This window comes from Bacillus sp. UNC41MFS5 (assembly GCF_000686805.1).
This window is the reverse complement of record NZ_JMLP01000016.1, coordinates 84985-109584: the sequence shown is the minus strand read 5'-3', so window position 1 is coordinate 109584 and position 24600 is coordinate 84985. Positions and strand designations below refer to the sequence as shown.

Sequence of the window (24600 nt, the reverse complement as noted above, 5' to 3'; positions counted from 1 at the left end):
ACCCAAAGAACCGCGTTATGAAACTACAAAACCATGAAACCAAAAAAAGCGATAATCCATAACATCGGGACTAAATTGATCATGATGGCAAATCGCGGCTTTTTCACTCGGAACACCCAAGCAAGAATGGAAGCTACGATAACCGCAAACGGAAATAGCGAGATCACTAGAACAAAAGAGCCATTAGCGAGATTCACACCGCCGTCAAAGCTCATAATTGACAACCCCCAAATAACAAACCAGGGAATCAAAGAAAGTACATATAAGATTTGGCTAATAATTAGATACGGTTTCATAATTCCCCCACTATAAAATTCTAAAAACAATTTTTTCATTATGTCTAATTATATGAGTGAATAACAAGATTAATCTATAGTAATCTTTAGACCTCATGCGGGAAATCCGTGGTGGGGCCTTTCTGGCGATCTCATTGGGGAAGCCGTGGAGATTCCCCTTTTCGATGTTCATGTTTAAGGTTATGACATGCCAAAACAACACCTTCTCATACCTTTTTATTATTTTTAGAAAATTGCAAATAAACTTAGTTTATCCGGTAGACAAACTAAGTTTATAACAGTTATACTATATTTAGGACAGGACTACTACACCTAGAAGATCTTTAATACATAATGACTCCCCAACGTATCTCCTGGCTTTTAAACTAACAATAAGGAGGTTTAGGTTCGACTTTTTAGAAAGCCCTTTCAAACACCCACAACTAATAACTTATAAAGGAGATATTAATACATGTTAAAAGTTATGCGTAAACCCCTCATTACTGGATTAGCTTTAGCTTTATTATTACCTGCAGGAATGTCTACGGCAGCTGCTGAAGTAACAAGTAACCAGTCTTCTCATGCATTAACCGTACCGTCTATCGCTGAAAGATATAAAGATTCTTTCGCCATTGGTGCAGCTGTCGAACCCTATCAGTTAAATAGCACTGACGCTGAAGTTTTAAAACGGCATTTTAACAGTATCGTAGCTGAAAATATCATGAAGCCGATTAATATTCAGCCCGAGGAAGGTAAGTTTAATTTTACTGAGGCAGATAAAATAGTGAAATTTGCAAAAGAAAATGGAATGGAACTTCGTTTCCACAACCTTGTCTGGCACAGTCAGGTACCGGATTGGTTCTTCCTTGATGAGAAAGGCAACCCAATGGTAGATGAGACCGACTCCAAGCAGCGTGAAAAGAATAAAAAACTTCTATTAAAACGCTTAGAAACCCATATTAAAACGATCGTAAAGCGTTATAAAAATGATATAAAATCTTGGGATGTTGTGAATGAGGTTATTGACGATGCTCCTCAAAATGAAAAAGGTCTGCGTGAATCGGCCTGGTACAAAATCACTGGCGATGAATATATTAAAGTAGCTTTTGAGACTGCTAGAAGATATGCTGCAAAAGATGCCAAGCTTTATATTAATGATTACAATACAGAAGTAGAGCCAAAAAGAACGAACTTATATAACCTTGTTAATGATTTATTACAGCAAGGTGTTCCAATCGACGGTGTCGGTCATCAGTCTCACATCCAAATCGGCTGGCCTTCTAACGCGGACATCGAAAAATCCATTAACATGTTCGCTGATCTCGGCTTAGATAACCAAATAACTGAGCTAGATGTCAGCCTATATGGTTGGCCGCCAAGACCCGCTTTCCCTACTTATGAAGCTATTGTGGCTGAAGGTGAAAGATTGAAAGCTCAGGCAGCCAGATATGATGCTTTATTCCAGTTATATGAAAAATTAGGTGATAAAATCAGCAACGTAACGTTTTGGGGCATAGCGGATAACCATACTTGGTTAGACGACAGAGCAAAGCAATACAATGATGGTGTAGGAAAAGACGCCCCATTTGTGTTTGATCCAGAATATAAAACTAAGCCTGCATATTGGGCTATTATGGACTAAGAAAATAGGTAACTAGCCAAAACCAGCTCCTCTCAAAGAAGGAGCTGGTTTTTTTACGTCTAATCGAAATAAAATGAAACAAGTCGGCCCTTATTGGTTAATAGTTACCACTTACCGCTAAATTTGGCTGGAGTTGCACGATTAATTGCTATTCGTTCCCTCCGGCCATTGAAATCGGCTTGAGAGGGCACGATTCTTCTTTTGATTATTTCATTCACGTCTTCCTCATTTGCAAGAGAATCAAAAAAAGCTGACCCAAGTCAGCTTTTTTCTCACTATTACCCTTTTACAGACCCTGCAGCAATTCCCTCGACAATACGGTCACTTAAAATAAAGTACGCAATCAATACTGGGATAATACTAATCATTAGAGTTGCACCAATAGCACCCCAGTCAGTCAAATACTGTCCTACGAAGTTGTTCACCCCAACTGTGATGGTTTTCCATTTATCAGAGCTTAGGAATGTGTTAACAAATACGAATTCATTCCAGTTGTAAATCATGTTGATAATGACAGTAGTAGATAGAACAGGTACTGTCATTGGAAGTGTGATTTGGAAGAAGATTCGGTGGATCGAACAGCCGTCAACAACCGCTGCCTCTTCAATCTCCCTTGGGATTGTTCTGTAAAATCCTGATAGAATCATGATCGTAATCGGCAAGTTAAATGCTACATACGATAGGATAACGGACATTGGATTATCAATCATATTGGCCGTTTTAAAGAAATTAAATAATGGAATTAAGGTTGAATGAAGTGGAATCATATATCCGGCCATAAACAAACCTAGAACTAATCCACTTAATTTCCATTCCATTCTTGTGATCGCGAACGTTACAAAGCTCGCAAGAATAACAGTAAGTACAACCGCTGCGACCGTGTACAACACACTGTTAAAAAAGTAAACATCGATGTGACCCGCTGTCCAAGCCTTTGCATAGTTGCCCCATTGTGGAGCTTGTGGAAGCGCAAACGGTGACATCCCAAATACCTCTTGATTGGTCTTTAAGGAAAACAGGAATAGCCATACTAGCGGATAAACCTGAATAATCGCAATGACTGCCAGTACGAAGTACAAAATTCCAAATCCAATTTTGTTTCCTAGTGATTTACTGGTTTTATAAGAAGCTGATAGGGTCGTTTTTTGTATTTCAACTGCAACCTTACTCATCCTTTTCACTCCCCTTTTTAATAGTCAACATCTTTTGTATTAAGTAATTTTTGAATTAGCCATGTTGCCACAAGACAGATGATCAATAAGCCGAATCCTATCGCACTTCCGTAACCGAAGTTATATTTACTGAATGCTTCTGTATACATGTAAGATGCCATAACCTCACTCGCACCGTTTGGTCCTCCTCCGGTTAACACGAAGATCAGGTCAAAGTATTTTAATGAACCGACAATGGCTAGGATAACCATGACTTTTATGACGCCTGCAATAAGAGGAACCTTAATTTTATAAGCAATTTGAATTGGCGTCGCTCCATCTATTTTCGCCGCTTCGATCAGTTCTTCAGGAACATTTTTTAACGCTGCGTAGAAAATAATGATGTAGAAACCTGCATATTGCCAAACGATTGGAAAGAATAGCGCAAATAATACGATATTAGAATCCGCTAGCCAAAGCGGAGGATTTTCAACACCAACCAACACTAGCAATCTGTTAAGCATACCGTTCGTTGGGTCAAAAATCTTCGCCCAAAGCTGTCCGATCGCTACTGAAGATAATAACATCGGGATTAAATAGATTTTTCTTAAAAAGTTTGCACCTTTGATTTTACTTGCTAAAATCAAGGATAAAATTAAATATCCAACCAAGCTTAAAGTTGAAAAAAGACCGAGTAATAGGGAATGCCATGCACTTTGCCAAAACTTTGTGTCCTTTGTTAATTCAATGTAATTTTCTAAACCGATGAACTTCATCTTGCCGATGCCGTTCCAGTCCATCAAACCATAATATCCAGTTAAGACAATTGGGATATAAATTAATAACAGGATAAGAATTAAGGCAGGAAGTACGTAAAGGCTTATTACCCATTTGTTTGACATTACACTTCTCATATGAATACTCCTTTCTTATTTGAAAGGCTGTGTTAAACTTGTCTGTTGATTTCCGTTCCAGGCACTTCGCTTTCCGCGGGCGTGCCGGGGAGCCTCCTCGGCGCTTTTAGCGCCTGTGGGGTCTCCCCTGCCCCGTACTCCCGCAGGAGTCTTCGTGCCTTCCACTCCAATCAACAGAGTGCCAATTCAACATTCATCTTTAACACAGCCATTTTGAAAAGAAGTTAAAATGATAGAGGGCATAAATTGTATGCCCTCTACACCTGAAATTCTATTAGGTCATTTTACTTTTTCTCTTTAGCAAGTTCTTCCGCATGTTGTTTGACAAACTCATTAGGAGTCACTTGTTTTCCGAATAGAGCTGTAACTAAATCATGGTGTAATTCTGATACAGCCGGGCTTGATTGAGTATCAAAGTAAGTAGTTACGTTTGATGCTTCACCTAAATCTTTCAAGATTTCAATGTACATTGGTGCAAGGTCCAGCTTAGATGTGTCTACTTTCGTTGCAGGAATAACGCCAGCATCTGTCACTGATTTTTCTCCCCATCTCTTCACAAGATAGCCAACAAAATCTTTTGCTTCCTTTTGAACTTTAGAATCTTTCGCTACGAATAAACCAACACCAGGGCCGCCTACGTAGCTGTTGATGCTTGTCCCTTTTCCGCCTTCATAAGTTGGGAACTTGAAATAGCCAATCTTATCTTTAAATTCTTGCTTAACATCTGGGCTTGTTGTGTAGTTTGGTAGCTCCCAAGTAGCCGTTAAGAACATCGCTGCTTGTTCGTTCATGAAATAACCTTTTGCATCGTCATTTGATAATGCGCTCGCGCCTTTAACAAATCCGCCCATATCAACAAGGTTTTGTACCTCTTCGGCTGCTTTTACAATAGCTGGATCATCCATTTTTGTTTTACCTTTAATAACATCTGTTAAAATAGTCGGCCCGCCAATCCGATCTGCTAGATACATAAACCAGAATGATGCCGGCCAGCCGTCTTTTGCACCTACTGTCGCAGGAATAACGCCATTATCTGCTAAGGTTTTTACAACATTTTTATACTCGGAGAAAGTCTTTGGAACCTCAAGATTAAATTTCTTGAAAATTTCTTTGTTGTAGAACACGTAGGAAATATTTAATTCTAGTGGGAGGCCATATGTTTTTCCATCCACTGCATACGATTCTTTTACACCAGGGATAAACGCATCTTTAAGATCTGCATCTCCCTCAACGATATCATCTAGTGGAGCTAACATGTTACCTTCTACATAAGGCTTTATGAATCCATCTGACCATGTCATGCCAATATCAGGAAGTTCATTGGATGATGCTAAGACCTTAAGCTTTTCTCTGTATTGATCAGGATTTAAAATTTCCGTTTCAATTTTTACATTATGATCTTTTTCGTATTCACTAATGATGTCTTTTACAATGGAGAACTGAGCATTGGAGCTGCCTTCCGGCCATAAATGCATGAATTTGATAACTTTTTTACCATCTGAACTGCTTTCCTCAGATGAACTTGAGGAAGAGCAACCCGCAAGCACTAGAGAGACAAGCATGATTACAGACATAAATATTGCAACCGTTTTCTTTTTTAACAATGTGATTCCCCCTATGACCTTTTCTAGATATTACTTACATTTATAGTCTACATTCAGACAGTTCTGAAAAATAGGTCACAACGATTAGGAAAAATACTACTATTTTTAGAAAACCCTTTCATTATTGTCCTTTCGGTATGCGCTTGGTGTCATTCCCTCTAGTTCTTTAAAGATCTTAATAAAATATTTAGCCGTTTTATAGCCGGATTCTTCTGCAATATCGTTAATGGGAAGATTAGTAGATACCAATAATTCCTTCGCACGCTGGATTCTCCGTCGGGTTACATATTCACTGAAGGTTAATTTGACATGTTCTTTAAATAGGACACTTAAATAACTTGGATTTAAATGAACATGATCAGCTACTTCCTTTTGGGATAACTCATTTTTTAAATGGTTGTTGATATAATCCATCGCTTCCCTAACCGGCTCACGGTTAGAAGGATTATGGGTATTGGCATCAACGAGTTTCGTATCCACCACTTTCTCGATCAATCCAGCCCGTTCTTTTTTCTCCACCGTTTGAACCGCTTCCTCCACAGCCTCTATTAACGCTTTTTTACTAATGGGTTTTAGTAAATAATTAATAACACCTAATCGAAGGGCTTCCTGGGCATATTCAAACTCAGAATATGCCGAAATCACAATGATGACAGGGGATATATTTTGTTCTTTGGCGATCTTTAATAATTGTAAACCCGTTATTTCTGGCATATGGATGTCTGTGATGAGGATATGCACTTTTTGTTGTTGCTTCATCAGTTCAATAGCTTCTTCTCCATTCGAAGCTATCTTTATTTGATATTGCCCATTTGCCCAAGTATCTAATGTTTTCTTGAGCCCTTGGCGTGTTCTTGGTTCATCATCTACGATCAAAATTGTCTTTGTCTTCAACATGGTTTTCCTCCCCCTTTACCGGTATGACAAATGAAACCGTTGTGCCAATGTTTACTTTACTCATAATGGTAAGTCCGCTTCTTAGACGATCAGGATAGTATAATTCTAAACGTTTGTGTACATTGGAGATTGCCATTCCATTACCGCTTTTAGAGATGATCCCGCCTGATTGAATAGCCTGTTTAATCGAATCTAATTTTTCTGGATGGATTCCTGGACCGTCATCCTCTATAAGTATGTGCAGGTACTCTTGATCCGCCGTTGGCTGGATTGTAACCGATATCGTACATGGCTTCATTGTATTCCCTGCTCCATGGAGAACCGCATTTTCGACTAATGGCTGGATTAACAGTTTTGGAATTTTCACGTGCCCTGTTTCAAGCGGCATGTTTAACTTCCATTTTAAGTGCTCACCGAAACGCATCTTCATAATCTCCATATAGTTTTCAATATGCTGGATTTCATCCTTTATAGAAACCCAATCTCCATCGTTTTGCTTGGTTATCGTATAACGGAATAAATTTGACATGGCAACGACAAACTCTGCCAGTTCTTCCTCATCTTTATCCTCTAGCGTCCACTTAAGAGCGTCCAATGTATTAAACAGAAAATGGGGATTAATTTGTGCTTGCAATGCTTTTAATTCACTACGGCTTCGGGTAATTTCCTTTTGATACACCATTTTAATCAGATGATTGGTTTCTTTAACCAGTTGGTTATAGGTACTATTTAATTCATTGATTTCATTGACAGTGGTTACACTGGGGTTCATTGTTAATGAGCCTGCGCTTGCCTGCTGCATCGTTTTTGTTAATTTAATAATCGGTCTTGTAATAAAAGTCGATAGAAAGAGTGAACTAATTAAAAAGATAATGAAGCCAATAATCCCAGATATAATAAATCCCGAACGTAATACACTAATTCCTTTTGTAAGAGCCTTAACAGGGGTTAAGATGACCATTGTCCACCCGGTTTCATTAGACCTTTGTTTTGTTATCATATACTCCTGGTTGTCCAAAGAAAGAGTTGGGACTTCATTCTTTATAATCGGTTCGAGAGACTTATTATAGTTTGATAGGATTGGCTTTAAATTTTGATCTAATAATATCGAATACTGATTTTCAATATTAGTTTCATCTAGGTCCACAAACTGAAGATAATTTCGATAAATACTGATGAGCAAGTATCCTCCATTTGCGTAGTCACGCCCCATTAAATTCACTCGTCTCAATGCGAGGATATTATCTGAGTTCCGCGGATCATCACCGATCCAAACCAGTCGTCCATTCGCGCTATCAGCCTGCTGAATCCACTTTCCGTCAATCCTAGTGACTAGATTTGTATCGTCTAATGGAATTAAACGATTCATCGTATTGGTATAAAGTTCAAAAGAAAAAATCCCCTCTGTATTAGCTTGTATGGTATTCACAATTCCCTTTAATTGCTGGCGCTCGGCAAAAGAAATAGGGTATCCGCCATACGCTTTTGTTAAGATTCTTTGAATTGAATCATTCGTCATGACCAATTTCGAGGCCATGTTAATTTGTTTATACAAAGATTCTAATCTTCCATTTGCCTCGACTGCTGTCTGTTGAATTTGTTTTTCGGCATTATTTTTCAGCAAAGTTGACACTTTATTAAAAGTTAACAGTCCGACAATCAATAAAACAATTAGCATAACGACTAAAAATACGACGAGTATTTGATTTCTTAATGTGTTCCATTTTTGTAATCTTGAGAACATATTATCGCCCTTCTAGGATAGTTTTTATCTACAATACAGCAATTTGTCGAATTTTGTAATATTATTTTTAAAAATCAAAAATATGTCAATTTTTTAAAAGTTGGTCATGTTCAATATAGCTTCAATGGTCTATAATTGTATAAAACTAAGCACCATAAGAAGGGGACTTTTTATGAATAAGCTATCTATGAGTGGTCTTTATACCCTTACCGAGTGGATCACTAAATTTGCCTATGTTAATTTATTATGGATTGGCTGCTCTCTCCTTGGTCTCGTGTTGTTTGGAATTAGCCCTGCAACCACGGCGATGTTTACGGTTATACGGAAATGGATCATGGGTGAAAGTGATATCCCTGTGTTTCAAACCTTTTGGGGCACCTATAAAAAAGAGTTTCTTAGAAGTAATGGATTAGGACTGGTTCTCGCTTTATTAGCGTGTATTATTTATATTGACCTGAACTATATCAAGATCGATACAAGCCTTCAAATACCTTTATACTTCATTATTTTTGCAATGATCATGACGGTTTTGTATATATTCCCTGTTTACGTTCACTATGAAGTGAAATTTATCCAGTTATTTAAAAACGCTTTCTTCATCATGTTAGTGAATCCGGTTCCCAATATGATGATGATTATTGGGTTTATCGCTGCGATTTTTGTCATGAGGTTTATACCGGCACTATTGTTTATCTTTGGCGGGAGCATGACGGCGGGAATCATCATGGCATCCTGTTATCTAGCCTTTCAAAAAATCGAAAAGAAACAAGGGCAGGCAGCCGCTTAACACTCATAGAATTACTCGTGAAACTGGAGTAGCAAAAGGAAGCACAAACTCTTATTGTGCTTCCTCTTTTTATGCTAATTTTAATAGTTCGCTCACCGTTACAAGTTGATAGCCTTGTGATGTTATCTCAGAAACTAGCTTTCGAACCGCTTCTATCGTTTGTGAACGGTCCCCATAACCATCATGAAAAATTAATATACTGCCATTTTTTATCACGTCTCTTGATTTTTCGAGGATATGCCTTGCCCCGGGCTGTTCCCAGTCCTGAGCCTCTAAATTCAGTGCACCAATCATCGGATATCCCTTTTGCTGGAGTAATGAAACCGTGCCCTGATTATAATCGAGATAAGGAGGACGAAAGACAACAGGGTTTTGTCCGGTCAGTTCCTCTATTAATTTCTCATTTTGTTCGATTTCTTCTAAACATTCGCTGTTACTTAATTGAGATAATTTCGGGTGAGTAAACGTATGATTGCCGATTTCATGTCCTAGGGCAGCCACTTGTTTTACCACCTCAGGATATTTCTTCATTTGCTCACCAATCATAAAGAAGGTAGCTTTTCCAACTGCCTCCGAAAAAATCTCTAATACTTGGGGTGTATAGGTGGGATTGGGCCCATCATCAAACGTAATCGCCACTGCCTTATGCGATGTAGGAACTTCGTTAATCATAATGAACACCCCCTTAATACGGACCTCTAATATGATCCTTTACTCTATCCTGATAGAATCGTTGAATCTCAATCATTTCTTCATTTGAAAATGGTTTAGTAACCAATGCCGATAGATTGTCCTCGACCTGTTTAACATTTTTAAATCCAGGAATAATACAAGTAATCTCATTTTGGTCCAAAATCCAGCGCAGTGCTGCGCTCGCCATCGATTTCCGGCCTTCTGCAATCCACTTTAATTGATCAGCTAATTCAACACCCTTCTGGAATCCAAGACCAGCAAAGGTTTCCCCTACATTAAAAGCTTCTCCATTTTCATTAAAACGGCGGTGGTCATCAGCTTCAAATATATGCTCGAGAGTAAACTTACCAGTGAGCAGGCCACTGGCAAGCGGTAATCTTACTAGAAGCCCTGCCCCTTTTTGATAAGCCTCCGGGATTAATTTCTCTAATGGCTTTTGGCGGAACATATTAAAGATGATTTGCAGGCTCTTCACATTTGGATATTCCAAACAAATAAGACCTTCTTCAACGGTTTCCACACTAACTCCATAATGACGGATTTTTCCTTCCTGCTTCAGCCGATCCAGTACTTCAAAAACACTGCCATCCTTCAAAATCTCCGTTGCCGGGCAATGAATTTGATACAAATCAATCGCCTCTCTATTCAAACGGCGAAGGCTGTCTTCACAATAGGCGCTAACTTTTTCATTGCTATAATTTTTTGGATCATAAATATCGCCCTGCCGGCAGAACTTTGTTGCGACATAAATCTGGTCTTCCCTGCCTTTAGTGGCTTTTGCCAGTAACTCTTCACTATGACCATCCCCATATACATCGGCCGTATCAAAAAAATTAACACCCTGGTCAATGGCATATTCCAAAGATTTCAGTGCATCAGTGTCATTGGTTTTCCCCCAAGCACCACCGATTGCCCATGTGCCAAAACTAACCTCACTGATCATGATTCCTGTATTACCTAGTTCACGATAATTCATTTTATAATCACTCCTTTACAAAGAGAGCTGACCTAGGCCAGCTCTCCGTTACTTTCTAAACTCTCTTAATTGCTCATTTAATTCCTTTGTTTGTGGATAAACTTGTTGATAAATTGTAAATAGCTTTTTATATGCTTCCACATTTTCCTGAATCGGATTATAGGTTTTTGAAGTTTGAATAAATTCTTGCGCACATTCTTTTAGGGACGGATACCAGCCGCAGCCGTAAGCAGCTAACATCGCTGCACCCATTCCAGGACCTTGCTCGCTTGTAAGCTTTTCAATTTTTGCGTTAAAAATATCTGCCTGCATTTGCAGCCATGTGTCGTTTTTCGCTCCGCCGCCAATAGAGATAATGGAATCAATCGTCTTACCGTTGCTTCTAAAAATCTCAATCGATTCATGTAAGGAGAAGGTAATTCCTTCGAGCACTGCACGGGCAAAGTGCTTACGCTCATGGGAAGCATCGACCCCAATAAAACTGCCGCGAATCGTTGAATCCGCATGCGGTGTTCTTTCCCCTACTATATAAGGTGTAAATAATAAACCGTTGCTTCCTGCCGGTACTTCATCCACACCTGCTAATAACTGTTCAAATGCCTCTTCCTTAGCAAATGTATCTTTAAACCAGCTTAAACTATAGCCGGCTGCGAGCGTTACTCCCATCGTATAATAAGCATTCTCTTCACCGTGATTAAAATAATGAACCTTTCCCTCAAAATCGAGGTCATTTCGTTCTTCATAGGAAAGAACAACGCCAGAAGTACCGATACTGCATAAGGTTTTTCCTTCTGTTAAAATCCCTGAACCAATTGCCCCGCAAGCATTATCCGCTCCACCCGCGAACACTTTTACAGCTTCAGACAATCCCGTTTCTTGGGCAAATTCAGCATTAACAGTACCCACAAATGCATGAGATTCTACCAGAGGAGGACAGAATTCAGCTGATATACCAAAAGCTTCTATTATTTCATGACTCCATTCGCGCTTTGCTACATTTAATAGTAAGGTTCCAGCCGCATCAGAGTACTCCATTTGGATATTTCCTGTTAACCGATAGCGCAAATAATCCTTTGGAAGCAAGAATACGCTGGCCCGTTCAAAAACTTCAGGTTCGTTTTCTTTTACCCAGAGGATTTTAGGTAAAGTAAAGCCCTCAAGTGCAGGGTTCTTCGTTACTTCTAATAAACGCTGACTGCCAACAACGTCGTAAATCTCCTGGCATTGTTTACTCGTCCTTGTGTCATTCCACAGAATCGCATTTCTAAGTACTTGGTTTTTTTCATCTAATAAAACAAGGCCATGCATCTGCCCAGAGAAAGAGATGCCCTCGATATCGTTTACGTCTCCATCGAATTGTTCAATGAGTTCCGCTAATCCAGCCGAGGTCTTTTCTACCCATTCTTCCGGGTCTTGTTCACTATAGCCTGATTTTTCAATAATGAGAGGATATGATTTAGACACTTCTTTGCAAACTTCACCATGTTGATTGACAAGTAATATCTTTACGGCACTCGTTCCAAGGTCAACACCAATTACGTATTTCATCCGTATCATCCTTTCCTATAAAAATGTGCTGGAGTAATAGACTGCCAGCACATTTTCGATGATTATATTAAGTAGTTATTAAACAGTTACGCTTGAAAGTGTTTCAAGTAAATATTGATTAATTAAAGCTTTTAGGCGCTCTGTTCTGCCTGAGATGTTTTTAATTTCTGTTAATTGAAGGGCATACGCTTCCAGTTCACGGAAGTTTGTTTTTCCCTCTACGATGTCTAAGCCAATTCCGTTTGTATAGCTGCTGTAACGCTCTTCAATAAAGCTATCAAGGACTTTATCTTCAATTAACTTGTTAGCAACTTTTAGGCCAATCGCAAATGCGTCCATACCTGCAATGTGTGCGTGGAATAGGTCTTCTGCTTCGAATGAACCTCTTCTTACTTTTGCATCGAAGTTTAAGCCGCCTTTTCCTAAGCCGCCATTCTTCAAAATTTCGTACATAGCTAAAGTGTTTGTATATAAGTCAGTTGGAAATTCATCCGTATCCCATCCAAGCAGTGTATCCCCTTGGTTAGCATCGACAGAACCAAGCATTCCGTTAATACGAGCTGTTCTTAATTCATGCTCGAACGTGTGACCAGCTAAAGTAGCGTGGTTTGCTTCGATATTAAACTTGAAGTAGTCTGTTAAATCATATTTTTGCAAGAATGCTAGACCAGTAGCCACATCGAAATCATATTGATGTTTAGTAGGCTCTTTTGGTTTTGGCTCAATTAGGAATGGAACGTTTAGGCCAATTTCTTTCGAATAATCTACTGCCATATGAAAGAAACGTGCTAAGTTATCTTGTTCCAGCTTCATGTCTGTATTGAGAAGTGTTTCGTACCCTTCACGGCCGCCCCAGAATACATAGTTTTCGGCACCAAGCTCTTTTGCTACTTCTAACGCTTTTTTCACTTTCGCTGCAGAGTAAGCAAACACATCTGCATTCGGAGCAGTAGCCGCACCATGAACATATCTAGGGTTAGTAAACATGTTTGCCGTGTTCCACAATAATTTTGTCTTGCTGGTTTTCATGTATTCTTTTATCATTGCAACGATTACGTCTTGGTTCTCATTTGATTCTTGTAACGTGCGTCCTTCAGGAGCAATATCAACGTCATGGAAAGCAAAGAAAGGAACATTTAATTTTTCAAAAAGTTCAAATGCAGCTTCCACACGTGCTTTCGCTAAATCTAATCCTTTCAGGTGATTCCACGAACGGATTGCTGTACCTACGCCAAATGGATCGGTACCATCTGCAGTAAATGTGTGCCAATATGCAACGGAGAAACGAAGAATTTCTTCCATTGTTTTGCCATTTATTTTTTCCTCTGGATTATAATACTTAAATGCTAATGGATTTTTAGATGCCGCACCTTCAAATTGAATTTTATTAATTGTTTCGAAATAAGCCATCGGATTATTCCTCCTAGAGTTTTATGGGTTCAGAATAACTTTGCAAATGCTTTCACTTCGTAATCAAATTATAGCATCATAAACTTAGTTTGTCCATCAGATAAACTAAGTTTATAAAAGTATTTTTAACATGGTCCGCATCAGCCATCTTTCCTTTTTCATCACAAATTATTTAAGAGAAGGCTGATTTCAAAAGGTCTTTTTACCACCCTTTTAGAAATCAGCCTTTAAATTAGGATGAAAAAATATTTTTTAAGCGATTACGTGCATCATCAAATGCTGTATTTTGTTTAATTATTTCCTACCTCAACTTTTTCATTTGTGTGTTTTTTCAATACCTCAAGCAAGCCTTCGTTAACTTTACAGTTTTTAAAGGCAAACGACTGCATGATAAGGTCAATTTCTTCCTCGGAAAATTCTTTAAAAATCTTTGCGTACTCTGGCTGGATCAGTGCGCCGGCATAGACAGTCAGAATGACTTGAGAAAGACTGGAAAGATTATAAGCGTGAGACATTTCCGGATTGACCACCTCTTCCAAATGGTTAGCTAATTCCTCAACAGATTGTCTTGCCTTAAAGCCTGGCAGCCAAATCATCCAATCGTCTGTATTTAATGCATGTTTCATTTTAAAAATGGAAGAAAGCCTCTGCATGTATTCCGATTCTGGATCAAGTGTCACTAATCCCATCACACCGACATCTTTATACGTCCAAGTGGTCCAATGAGCTCCAAATTCTTCAAAGATACTAAGTTGGTCATCCATCGCACGCAGGCGATCCGTAATTTCATTTTCTGGTCCATTATAAACGGAACCGAACTCCCCTACCCATAAAGGAACATTATATTCTTGTGCAAACTCTGTACCTTGGTGATGATAAAATACTTCCTCTTGGACAGCCTTATCCCAGTACTTTCCACTTTCTACACGGGCTGTTTTCGCATCTGCTACCCCAGGGTAAGCACCAGGTCCGAAACCGGCTGCCGTATAGTTATGGCTGCTGTATACAAGATTTTTCGCAAAAGGAGCTTCTAAACCATCAAACAGCTTTGAATAGTTATCCCCCTCTAGGAAAATAATGTGGTCTGGGTCAATCGCGCGAATTGCTTCAACGACGCGTCGGTAAATACGATTCATCCTGTCCCAGTCAGGTTGATAATTGCCAAAGAAGGTATGTGGGAAATCGCCGTGCGGTGTATTCACACATGGTTCATTCATGACATTATACCCAGCAATAACTCCTCTGCCTTTGTAACGTCGAGCAAACTCTTCCCATAAAGCGACAAATCTGTCTTGATACGTTTTATCATGCCAGAAAAAGCTATGACGTACATCATTATCGGAATGCCAGTGAGTATTTTGGAAGCCCTGCACAGCATGAAGATCAAGTATAACGTAAAGCCCATACTTTTCGCATAAATCAATAATCTTGTCTAAGCGTTTAAATCCTGATTCCTTGTAAGTTAATGGTGCCTCATCATCCTCAAAATGACGATAATTTAAAGGAATGCGTATGGTGGTTGCTCCCCAGCTTTTAATAAACTGAATATCATCTTCACCGAAGAAGTAATGCAGCATCCGGTCAAATAAAAATTCAGCTTTTTCTTTACCAATCACTTCTGCAACAGTATGACGAAGAGCGTGCTCCGTCCCGGTGTAACCATTAATAAAGTCCTCCATATTCATCCATCCGCCAATACATGTACCTCTTAGTTGGATGGTGTTACCAGTAGAATCAGTAATTTTTTCATTTTTTACTTGAAGCAAGTCCATGTCTATTCCCTTCCTTTCAATGCAATGGACTAAATTTCTTTATAAGAAAAATAGTCAAAATCAGCAGGTTGACTTGTTCCGCTTGTATCTTGACAATGCATACCAACAAATGCACCAGTAAATCCATTAAGCCGGACATATTCGTCCGATAGTTTATAAGATTCAAAGGTTACAGGTATATCCGTCCAAGTTTCGTTATCAAAAGAATAAGCGAATTGAAAGGTATGATTTCTGACTTTAACTTTTAAATGAACATACTCAACCGATTCTGGAACTTGAATTTCTGACCCTTGAAGCGGTTGTGAGAAAGCAAAGTTATCACAATTCATGATATCAATGATCCGACCCTTTTCTTCATTCCAGGTAATTTGAACAGATGTCCAATTTTCTGTATTATAATAGCAAACCAAGCCTGCAGCCTGCTGGAATGTATTTGGCTGGAAGGAAACCGCTGTACCAGCATCAAAATGTAATGACTGCCAGCGCCGCGCAACCAAGGCTTGAGTAAAGCATGACGTTAATGACTCTTTTCCATAAAGGCGTAAATGTCCCAGTCTGTCGGTCAAGGACATAATATCTTCTGTTAATGGAATCCTTAATGACTGATAATGATGGTTCAAAGTTGGGCTGTCAAAGTGGTCAACCTCGTCATAATCTCGTTCCCATTTAACCTCTTCCATCTTTGGTGCTTCTACTTCAACAGAGCCTTGTTTTCCTCCCACAACATATGGCCAACCGTCCTTCCATTCAAGTTTTTGAATGGCCGTCTCTCTTCCCAGCGGACAAAAACCTCGATAATCAAGTACCGGTTTATCATCTTGAGGCAGCGGTCTGCCAGTGAGATGCGCTAAATACCATTCATCTGTATGTGTTTGAACGATAGAGGCATGTCCGCATTTTTGCAAAGGATTTCTAGGATCATGCCAGGAAGTAAGGAATGGATGATCTGGGTGCAAATCATAAGGTCCCTCAATATTTTTTGATCTTGCTAGCGTTGCTGTATGAGCATATCTCGTTCCACCCTCTGCTGTCATTAGATAGTAATAACCGTTGATATGATATAAATGCGGCCCCTCAGTCAGCCTAATGTCTGTTCCTTCAAAAATCACTTTCGGCTTTCCGATTAAACGACCTTCCTCATGAGAATATTCTTGTAAGACAATTCCCCCAAAAGAGTGTTTATACGTTCTTTGGTCCCAAAGCATATTGATGATGTATTTTCTTCCATCCACATCATGGAATAAGGAAGGATCGAAACCTGAACTATTCAAATAGATCGGGTCGCTCCAATCACCATCAATCGTTTCACAGGTAGTCAAGTAATTGTGAGTGTCCTTCCACGCTCCCGAATGTTGTTTCACATCGGAATAAATCAACCAGAATTTGTCATCAGCATAGGTTAAACATGGTGCCCACACACCGCCTGAATTGGGGTTTCCTTTCATATCAATAAGGGAAACCCGATTTAACGGACGTGATACAAGATGCCAGTTTACCAGATCCTTAGAATGATGGATTTGAACCCCAGGGAACCATTCAAAGGTAGATACCGCGATATAATAATCATCCCCGACCCTGCAAATGCTAGGGTCTGGATTAAAACCTTTTAATACAGGATTTTGGATCTTCATTTTGGTGATCATCCTCTCTTTTTTAATACATTAAGAATTCGTTTATGTTCCTTTTCATCCAAGTTATATAAGAAGATGGCAACAAGCTCGATGATAACAAATACGGCCGGAATGACAGTCATGGTAATCAAAATACCGTTCAATGCCTCTGGAGTCTGCGCTTGATTAGCAACATAACCGAAGTTGGCCAAAATCAATCCTGGAACAATTCCTCCGATTGCCATACCAAACTTGAAGAAGAATCCAACCAATGCATAGATGACACCGCTTGCACGTTTACCAGTCTTATATTCGCCATAATCGATGGTTTCAGGAATTAACGCCCATGTAAATGCACCTGCTGTAATTGTACCGAGTGCTGCAATTAAACGTCCTGCAAATACAAATGGAACCATGGTTGGCGGAATAAGGAAAAGAGCTAATAAGCCGAGTGCCTTTAATGATAAAGCTGTAAATAATAGCTTTTTCTTACCCATCAATTTATACATCAAAGGCATTAATGGCATAAGGATAAGTGCAGGAAGCGTTCCCATTAAACCATACCATTTTACTAATTCCGGTCTTGCAACGTTATACGTGACATAATAAATACCAACAGAGTTAACAATGGAGTTTACACCAAAATTAAGTATAAAGAAAAAGCAAACGATTAAAAGTGGACGATTTGTTTTTAATTGAATCCAGATATCTTTAAAGTTAATCTCTGCTTCTTTTGAATGATTAAGCTGAACACGTTCTTTTGTGTTATAAAAGCTGTACATCAACAAAAAGGCTCCTAAAATCCCCATGATTGTCATGGTGATTTGCCATCCTGTGCCTGTTTCTCCAGTCATATTTGTGAAGATTCCAGCTAAAAGGGGTACACCGAATGAAACGATCAATCCACCAGTGTTTCCGAACAGCATCCGGACTGAAGTCAAGCTGACAACTTCTTTGTTATCTTGAGTAATGGCTGAAGTAAGCGCTGCATAAGGAATGTTAATCACTGAATACGTAATCGATAATAAAATATAAGTAGCATATGCATATACAAGTTTCATAGGATCCGAAAATCCTGGAGTTGTAAAACAGAGAATTGCTACACCCGCAAATGGAAAGGCTCCGTATAAAAGGTATGGACGAAATCTTCCATATTTTGTATTTGTCTTATCAATAACTGCTCCAATAAATGGATCGAGAACCGCATCGATCAACCGAACAACTAGGAACATTAATCCAGCTGCTGCAGCCGTGATGCCAAAAACGTCTGTATAGAAAAATAATAGATAACTACTTACAGTTTGGTAAATGAAGTTACAGGCTAAATCACCAGTACCATAGCCAATCTTTTCCTTCATTGTGATTTTTTCGGGTTGATCTACTGTTAATTGCTGAGCAACACTTGTATTCATTCTGATTCCCCTTTTAATTATTATTTATAAACACTTAGTTTGTTGGTCATATAAACAAAGTGGAGATAATACTACTATCCAATTTACCAAACTTCATCAAAGGCCACTAACATTGTTTCATAACTATGATCAGCATTCCAAAGCTTTGTGGTAATAAATAATTCTTCGTGGGGCACAATTGATTCAGCAATTGCTTTACCAACGCCTTCTTTCTTCATTTCCATAAAACGCTGCTTCACTCCTTTTACTCAATTTATTTGTGCCTCTGCACTGGCTGAGGAAGGGATTCCTGCCAGTGCACTATGAATAGACTTCAAAATAGTTTTATATTATAAAACACGATTTTATAATATAATCTTATTTAGCTAGATTATATCACCTTACAACAAGGAAATCTATTCCTTCTTAGGATAATATTTTCTACCTTTTTATTTACGAATTTACGCTAAAGCCCCTTTATAATTAGGAATAACTTGAACAATCAATGCATCTAATTGTTGCAAAAGCAGTTTGATAGACTCTATTTGTTTGTTATTTGGCTGGATAAGCGGCTTTTGACAATATCCATCTAATTCGATCCCTCTAAGGACCATCGCTTGCTTCATAATCGGGATAAACGGAGTTCCAATATCGTATAGCCCCATCATTTTATCGACGATATTTTGGATCTCAGCCACTTTTTCCAGGTCATTCATGTTTATAGCATTTACCCACTCAGAAAATACTGCTGGATATAAGTTGGAGAGCCCCCCAATACAGCCATTACCTCCACAAAGTATATTATGGGCAAAGTTTTCATCAAATCCGGAGTAGACAATAAATTCAGGGAATTCGTCCCGCACCGTTTGAATCAATTTTCTTGTATGCGTTATTTCCGTGACAGTATCTTTAAATCCTTTAATATTCTTATGTTTCCTCAAGAGATTGAGGGTAACTTGCGGAGACAAGTCATGGCCTGTCCTTGCAGGGAAATTATACAAATAAATATCACCCTTTACCCCATCTGCCACCTGATCATAATAGTATTCAACACTTTCATCCGAAAGTGAAAAATAATATGGGCTGATAATCATGACACCATCCGCACCGGTATCAATAGCATGGTTGGAAAGCTGTATCGTATCTTCCACTGTCATGCACGAAGTTCCGATATACACTTTGGTCCGATGATTCACATGGTTAACCACAAGGTCGATCAATTCTTTCTTCTGAGCATCATTCATGGCGAAAAACTCTCCAGTACTGCCCATAATGACTAAACCGTCTACTCCCCCATTAATTAAAAAATCATAGATATTTTTGTTAGCCTGATGGTCCAAATTGCCCTCAGCATTAAAAGCAGTAACAACAGGCGTTAGAAATTGTGCTTTTTTCAATGAATCTCTCTCCTTGGATTCCCAGCAGGCTCTAATTCTACCTGAGCCCGCTGGGATAAAAATATTTGTTTAATGAGCTTTAATACATTCAATGAAACTTTTACTCTCTTAAAAATTACTTAGTCACACTTTTTTCTTTCTTTTCGTCCGCTAGTGCTTTCATGCCTGCATTCAACACTTCAATGATTCGATCAGTATCATAAACACTACCTCGCCAAGTTCCTCCACTCGCGGATTGAAGTGCAGCCCATAATCGAGTATCATCCGGTAATCCAGGATCTGGCTTAAGGCTTTGATGTGTCCCACGTTCATCTAATACTCTAGTTGCCTCTTCAATCGACAATCTATTGTCCTTTGTACCGATAAAGTTAACAGTACCGACCAGCTGTTCTCTGTCGACAATAATTTCAATTACATCTCCATCACGTAATTTACCAATTGGTCCCCCCGCCAACGCTTCTGGCCCAATATGTCCGATACATGCCCCAGTTGAAACGCCTGAAAAACGTGCATCTGTAAGTAAGGAAACATGTTTCCCATAAGATAAGTGCTTTAATGCAGAAGTTAATTGATAAGTTTCTTCCATTCCTGTCCCCAATGGTCCTCCACCCATAACAACCATGATGTCACCTGCTTCGATTCCGCCTGTTTTAATCGCCCTGATCGCTGCTTTTTCAGATGTAAAAATCTTTGCTTCACCTGTATGACGATAAACACCGTCTTCTCCGACCATGGAAGGATCAATGCTAGTTGATTTAATGACAGAACCTTCAGGTGCAATGTTACCTTTCGGAAACGTAACTGTTGAGGTTAATCCTCGTTGTTTTGATTGAATTGGACTCATGATGACCTCATCTGGTTGAATTCCATCATGTTCCACCAATAGTTGTCTAAATTTCGCACGTCTTTCTGAGGTTTCCCACCAATCAAGGTTTGCTCCAAGAGTTTCCCCTGTCACCGTAAGTACATCTTCATGCAACAGGCCTAATTTCCTTAGATGAAGCATAACTTCAGGTACTCCTCCAGCTAAGAAAGCACGAACTGTTGGATGGTTATCTGGACCGTTTGGCAATACATTTACTAAGCGAGGCACCAATTTATTGATTCTTTCCCAATCATCTACAGTAGGAATTTTGCAGCCGGCAGCATGTGCAACAGCTGGAAGATGCAGCAGCAAGTTGGTTGAACCACCAAATGCTGCATGAAGCACCATTGCATTTTCAATTGCTTTATCTGTAATGATATCCTTTGTAGTAATGTTTCTCTTTTCCAATTCCAGCGCTGCGCGTGCTGACTGTTTCGCGACTTCTTCCCAAACAGGCTGGCCAGACGGCGCTAAAGCAGAATGAGGCAGTGCCAATCCCAGTGCTTCCACAACCACTTGTGAGGTTCCAGCGGTTCCTAAGAACTGACAACCACCACCGGATGAGCCACATGCTACACAACCAAGTCTTGCGGCTTCCTCCAATGAAAGCTCACCATTTGAAAACCTTGCACCAATCGTTTGAACCTTGCCCGCATCTTCCCCATCTGTAGGCGGAAGTGTTGCACCGCCCGGAACAAGGACGGTTGGAAGATTATGCATGGATGCCAAGGCAATCATCACGGCTGGGAGACCCTTATCACAGGTGGCAACACCTATAACGGCCCGTCTTGTCGGGATGGACCGGATTAGGCGTCTCATCACAACTGCTGCATCATTCCTATATGGAAGGGAGTCAAACATGCCTGTTGTCCCCTGAGAGCGGCCATCACATGGATCGCTTACATAACTGGCAAACGGTACGCCTCCTAGCTTAGTAATTTCTTCAGCAGCAGCCCTCATTTGCAATCCTAGTTCATAGTTTCCAGTATGGTATCCTAATGCAATTGGAGTGCCATCATGATCCCGAATGCCTGCCAATGTTCCGATAATCAGCACCTGTTTTCCAAGGAGCTTGGATGGTTCCCAGCCCATTCCGGCATTTTGAGTCATACCAAAAATATCACCGCTTGGCAGTTCTCTTAACATTTCGGGCGTCAGTGGAAGTGAACCTTCCGGCCCAGCGCCATGAGTCTTTATGCTATAAAGGGATTGATCTCCTTCACCTAATATTGAGTTTAATGACATAGTAACCTCCAATGTTTAATTTATTTACTACCAAGTAATGATTTTATGTACGCATAAAGTTTTATAATATAAAACTAAGTTTTATTATTTGGCCGCAATTTGATTATAGCATATCTATATTTATTCTGACTATTCCGTTACAATGGGAAAATTATTTTTTTAAAATTTTTTATCGACATTTATTAATCCATAATGTTTGTTATAATAAGATATGATTTTACAATATAAAACTAGAGGGGTTATTTATGCCTATTATTCAATCTGTTGAACGGGCTCTGAAGATTCTAGATTTATTTGATGAGCATAAGTCGGAGCTAAAAATTACCGAAATTAGTGAAAAGATGGGGTTGCATAAAAGTACTGTTCACTCCCTATTAAAAACACTTCATGAGTATTCCTATATCGATCAAAATCCGGATAATGGTAAATATAGATTAGGATTGAAACTAGCTGAACGAGGGAATCTAGTCATCAGCAATATGGATATAAGAAAAACTGCCAAAAAATACCTTCTCGATCTTTCTACCAAAACGGGGCAAACAGTGCACTTGGGGATTTTGGACGGTCGGGAAGGCGTGTATATCGATAAAGTAGAAGGGGAACAATCCATTATTCGTTATTCTCGTATTGGCCGAAGACTACCCCTCCACTCTACCGCGATTGGAAAAGTCCTTTTAGCCTATCAACCCCCTAATGAATTGGAGCTTTTATTAAAAAATTATAACTACCAGTATCAAACCGCCAACACGATAGTCAATGAAGCCGTTTTTCGAAAGGAAATTGAAAAAGTCAAGCAGCAGGGCTATGCAGTAGATGAACAAGAAAATGAGCAAGGTGTTCGATGTGCAGCTGTGCCCATATTCAACGGGATGGGACAGGTCCTGGCTGCCATCAGTATTTCCACTTTAATTTCTCGTGTGAACGATCCGGAGCTGCAGATATTTATTGATCTTCTCAAAACATCCTGTAATGAACTATCGGAACAAATGAGATATGGATATGAATGATTTTTCTAAATAGTTTACAACTAATATAAAGCATGTTCTTGTTATTCAGACTGGGGCTGTCCAAGCCTCTAAAATACTCGAGGTGGAAATTAACATCCCGCATTTTACACAGCCCCTTTTATTTTCAGTCATTATTAATAAGTCAGAACTTATATATGGGCTATAAAAAAAGTTAGTTGTTTGGATATACAAAGTCATCTAACTTCAGTTATAATGAAATTGTAAGTATCTAAACTATTTAATGGGGAGATATGATGATGAAAAACTCTAAGCCCAATGAACCATTAGTTACGCATATTTTTACAGCAGATCCTTCCGCACATGTCTTTGAAGGTAAGCTTTATATTTATCCTTCTCATGACCTTGATCATGATGAGCCATCTAATGATAATGGTGACCAATATAAGATGGAAGATTACCATATTTTATCCATGGATGACGTAAATGCAACATGTGTAGACCATGGAGAAGCACTTCATTTAAAAGATATCCCTTGGGCAAGTAAACAGCTTTGGGCACCAGATGCTGCATACAAAAATAATACGTATTATTTATTTTTCCCAGCAAGAGATAAAGATGGTATTTTCAGAATTGGGGTCGCGTCAAGCCCTAATCCGGCAGGACCTTTTACACCAGAAGAAAATTACATACCAGGCAGCTTCAGCATTGATCCAGCTGTCTTGGTGGATGAAGATGACAAAGCATATGTTTATTTCGGCGGGCTTTGGGGAGGACAGTTGGAAAAATGGCAGACAGGAACATTTACTCCAGATGCTGAGGGTCCAGCAGCTACAGAACCTGCTTTAGGGCCAAGAGTAGCTGAACTAAGCGACGATATGCTTACTTTTAAAAGCGAACCAAAAGAAATTTCCATTGTCGATGAAAACGGCAATCCGATTCTTGCAAGTGATGAAGACCGAAGATATTTTGAAGGACCATGGGTTCATAAATACAATGGTCTCTACTATCTATCCTATTCTACCGGTACCACTCATAAAATAGTTTATGCGGTAAGCGAAGATCCCCAAGGACCATTTGTGTTTAAAGGGACGATTCTTACCCCTGTCATTGGCTGGACCACACATCATTCGATTGTCCAATTTAATGATAAATGGTATCTGTTCTATCACGATTGCTCGTTATCAGATGGCGTGAATCATAAGCGCTCTGTGAAATACACTGAACTAAAGTATAATGAAGACGGAACGATTCAAACGATTGACCCTTATGGAAATCAATAATTAGATTGACGACTGACTCTCATAAATTGGGGTCAGTTTTTTTTGACCATGGGGACGTTTTTTAGGTCACCTTCCCCCATTAAAAGGCCCTATAACCACCCACTGGTTTCCCTGCTAATAATTTCCGACAATTTTTTAAAAATTTTTATTGCCATTTATATTTGTTGCTGATATTATTGAAGGTGCGTAAATTGGAAAGCTATTATTCAATATGTCTGGATCTTTCCAAGCAGATAATTTTTGACCACTTCCTTCAAGAAGTCAAGGCCATACGGACAGCCGGGTCAAATGCCGAATGGCAACTTTAGTTGCCTTATTGATTGAGTTAAAAGCTCAAATTTTATAAGTTGGTTACTTTACAACCAGTGCATATGCACACAACTTGTGAAACGGTCAATAAGAGTAGTAAAAGTAATTATTTGCTATATAGA

20 protein-coding genes are annotated in these 24600 nt (G+C 39.2%); 4 read left to right on the top strand and 16 right to left on the bottom strand.

Going from position 1 to position 24600, the window contains the following annotated elements; genetic code table 11:
* Nucleotides 1-23: 23 nt before the first annotated feature.
* Nucleotides 24-296: a hypothetical protein gene (locus BR30_RS0109385; protein WP_026564812.1), complete on the bottom strand. Its 273-nt coding sequence runs from the start codon at nucleotides 294-296 to the stop codon at nucleotides 24-26.
* Nucleotides 297-747: 451 nt separating this feature from the next.
* Here BR30_RS0109385 and BR30_RS0109380 point away from each other — a divergent pair, with 451 nt between their 5' ends.
* On the top strand, nucleotides 748-1917 hold the full coding sequence (locus BR30_RS0109380; RefSeq protein WP_026564811.1) for an endo-1,4-beta-xylanase: 1170 nt from the start codon (nucleotides 748-750) through the stop codon (nucleotides 1915-1917).
* Between the two features lie 278 nt (nucleotides 1918-2195).
* Here BR30_RS0109380 and BR30_RS0109375 read toward each other — a convergent pair whose 3' ends face one another.
* The 5 genes from BR30_RS0109375 to BR30_RS32935 all read right to left on the bottom strand — a co-directional run bounded on the left by BR30_RS0109375 (nucleotide 2196) and on the right by BR30_RS32935 (nucleotide 8227).
* Entirely contained in the window at nucleotides 2196-3089 is an 894-nt protein-coding gene (locus tag BR30_RS0109375; RefSeq protein WP_026564810.1) for a carbohydrate ABC transporter permease, read from the bottom strand.
* A 17-nt stretch (nucleotides 3090-3106) separates the two neighbouring features.
* Nucleotides 3107-3982 (bottom strand): carbohydrate ABC transporter permease, encoded by an 876-nt coding sequence (locus BR30_RS0109370; RefSeq protein ID WP_026564809.1) that lies wholly within the window; start codon nucleotides 3980-3982, stop codon nucleotides 3107-3109.
* Between the two features lie 284 nt (nucleotides 3983-4266).
* On the bottom strand, nucleotides 4267-5556 hold the full coding sequence (locus BR30_RS0109365; protein WP_035445304.1) for an extracellular solute-binding protein: 1290 nt from the start codon (nucleotides 5554-5556) through the stop codon (nucleotides 4267-4269).
* A gap of 135 nt (nucleotides 5557-5691) precedes the next feature.
* Nucleotides 5692-6483, bottom strand: a complete 792-nt coding sequence (locus BR30_RS0109360) for a response regulator transcription factor (protein WP_026564807.1) — start codon at nucleotides 6481-6483, stop codon at nucleotides 5692-5694.
* Nucleotides 6449-8227 carry a sensor histidine kinase gene (locus BR30_RS32935; RefSeq protein ID WP_051633531.1) on the bottom strand — a complete coding sequence of 593 codons (1779 nt, stop codon included), beginning with the start codon at nucleotides 8225-8227 and terminating at the stop codon, nucleotides 6449-6451. Before BR30_RS32935 ends, BR30_RS0109360 begins: the two co-directional genes overlap by 35 nt.
* A 172-nt stretch (nucleotides 8228-8399) precedes the next feature.
* On the opposite strand from BR30_RS32935, the gene BR30_RS0109350 reads away from it, so the two are divergent.
* Nucleotides 8400-9014: a YesL family protein gene (locus BR30_RS0109350; RefSeq protein ID WP_026564806.1), complete on the top strand. Its 615-nt coding sequence runs from the start codon at nucleotides 8400-8402 to the stop codon at nucleotides 9012-9014.
* 69 nt (nucleotides 9015-9083) lie between these two features.
* Here the strand turns inward: BR30_RS0109350 and BR30_RS0109345 are convergent, their stop codons facing one another.
* The 10 genes from BR30_RS0109345 to BR30_RS0109300 all read right to left on the bottom strand — a co-directional run bounded on the left by BR30_RS0109345 (nucleotide 9084) and on the right by BR30_RS0109300 (nucleotide 21921).
* Nucleotides 9084-9686: a polysaccharide deacetylase family protein gene (locus BR30_RS0109345; protein ID WP_026564805.1), complete on the bottom strand. Its 603-nt coding sequence runs from the start codon at nucleotides 9684-9686 to the stop codon at nucleotides 9084-9086.
* Nucleotides 9687-9699: 13 nt separating this feature from the next.
* Nucleotides 9700-10683, bottom strand: a complete 984-nt coding sequence (locus tag BR30_RS0109340) for an aldo/keto reductase (protein WP_026564804.1) — start codon at nucleotides 10681-10683, stop codon at nucleotides 9700-9702.
* A gap of 48 nt (nucleotides 10684-10731) precedes the next feature.
* Complete coding sequence (gene xylB / locus BR30_RS0109335) at nucleotides 10732-12231, bottom strand: xylulokinase (protein ID WP_026564803.1); 1500 nt, start codon at nucleotides 12229-12231, stop codon at nucleotides 10732-10734.
* 78 nt (nucleotides 12232-12309) lie between these two features.
* Nucleotides 12310-13641 carry a xylose isomerase gene (gene xylA / locus BR30_RS0109330; RefSeq protein ID WP_026564802.1) on the bottom strand — a complete coding sequence of 444 codons (1332 nt, stop codon included), beginning with the start codon at nucleotides 13639-13641 and terminating at the stop codon, nucleotides 12310-12312.
* A 290-nt stretch (nucleotides 13642-13931) separates the two neighbouring features.
* Complete coding sequence (locus BR30_RS0109325; protein WP_026564801.1) at nucleotides 13932-15413, bottom strand: glycoside hydrolase family 5 protein; 1482 nt, start codon at nucleotides 15411-15413, stop codon at nucleotides 13932-13934.
* Nucleotides 15414-15442: 29 nt separating this feature from the next.
* A complete protein-coding gene (locus BR30_RS0109320) occupies nucleotides 15443-17044 on the bottom strand; it encodes a glycoside hydrolase family 43 protein (protein ID WP_026564800.1) in 1602 nt (533 codons plus the stop codon).
* 8 nt (nucleotides 17045-17052) lie between these two features.
* Entirely contained in the window at nucleotides 17053-18435 is a 1383-nt protein-coding gene (locus tag BR30_RS32930; protein ID WP_035445284.1) for a glycoside-pentoside-hexuronide (GPH):cation symporter, read from the bottom strand.
* Nucleotides 18436-18518: 83 nt separating this feature from the next.
* Nucleotides 18519-18674 carry a hypothetical protein gene (locus tag BR30_RS35750; RefSeq protein WP_442852963.1) on the bottom strand — a complete coding sequence of 52 codons (156 nt, stop codon included), beginning with the start codon at nucleotides 18672-18674 and terminating at the stop codon, nucleotides 18519-18521.
* A 201-nt stretch (nucleotides 18675-18875) separates the two neighbouring features.
* Entirely contained in the window at nucleotides 18876-19811 is a 936-nt protein-coding gene (locus tag BR30_RS0109305) for a dihydrodipicolinate synthase family protein (protein WP_026564799.1), read from the bottom strand.
* A 115-nt stretch (nucleotides 19812-19926) separates the two neighbouring features.
* Nucleotides 19927-21921 carry a YjhG/YagF family D-xylonate dehydratase gene (locus BR30_RS0109300; protein ID WP_026564798.1) on the bottom strand — a complete coding sequence of 665 codons (1995 nt, stop codon included), beginning with the start codon at nucleotides 21919-21921 and terminating at the stop codon, nucleotides 19927-19929.
* 245 nt (nucleotides 21922-22166) lie between these two features.
* Here BR30_RS0109300 and BR30_RS0109295 point away from each other — a divergent pair, with 245 nt between their 5' ends.
* Nucleotides 22167-22928, top strand: a complete 762-nt coding sequence (locus BR30_RS0109295) for an IclR family transcriptional regulator (protein ID WP_026564797.1) — start codon at nucleotides 22167-22169, stop codon at nucleotides 22926-22928.
* A 254-nt stretch (nucleotides 22929-23182) separates the two neighbouring features.
* Nucleotides 23183-24169 carry a glycoside hydrolase family 43 protein gene (locus tag BR30_RS0109290; RefSeq protein ID WP_026564796.1) on the top strand — a complete coding sequence of 329 codons (987 nt, stop codon included), beginning with the start codon at nucleotides 23183-23185 and terminating at the stop codon, nucleotides 24167-24169.
* Nucleotides 24170-24600 lie beyond the last annotated feature (431 nt).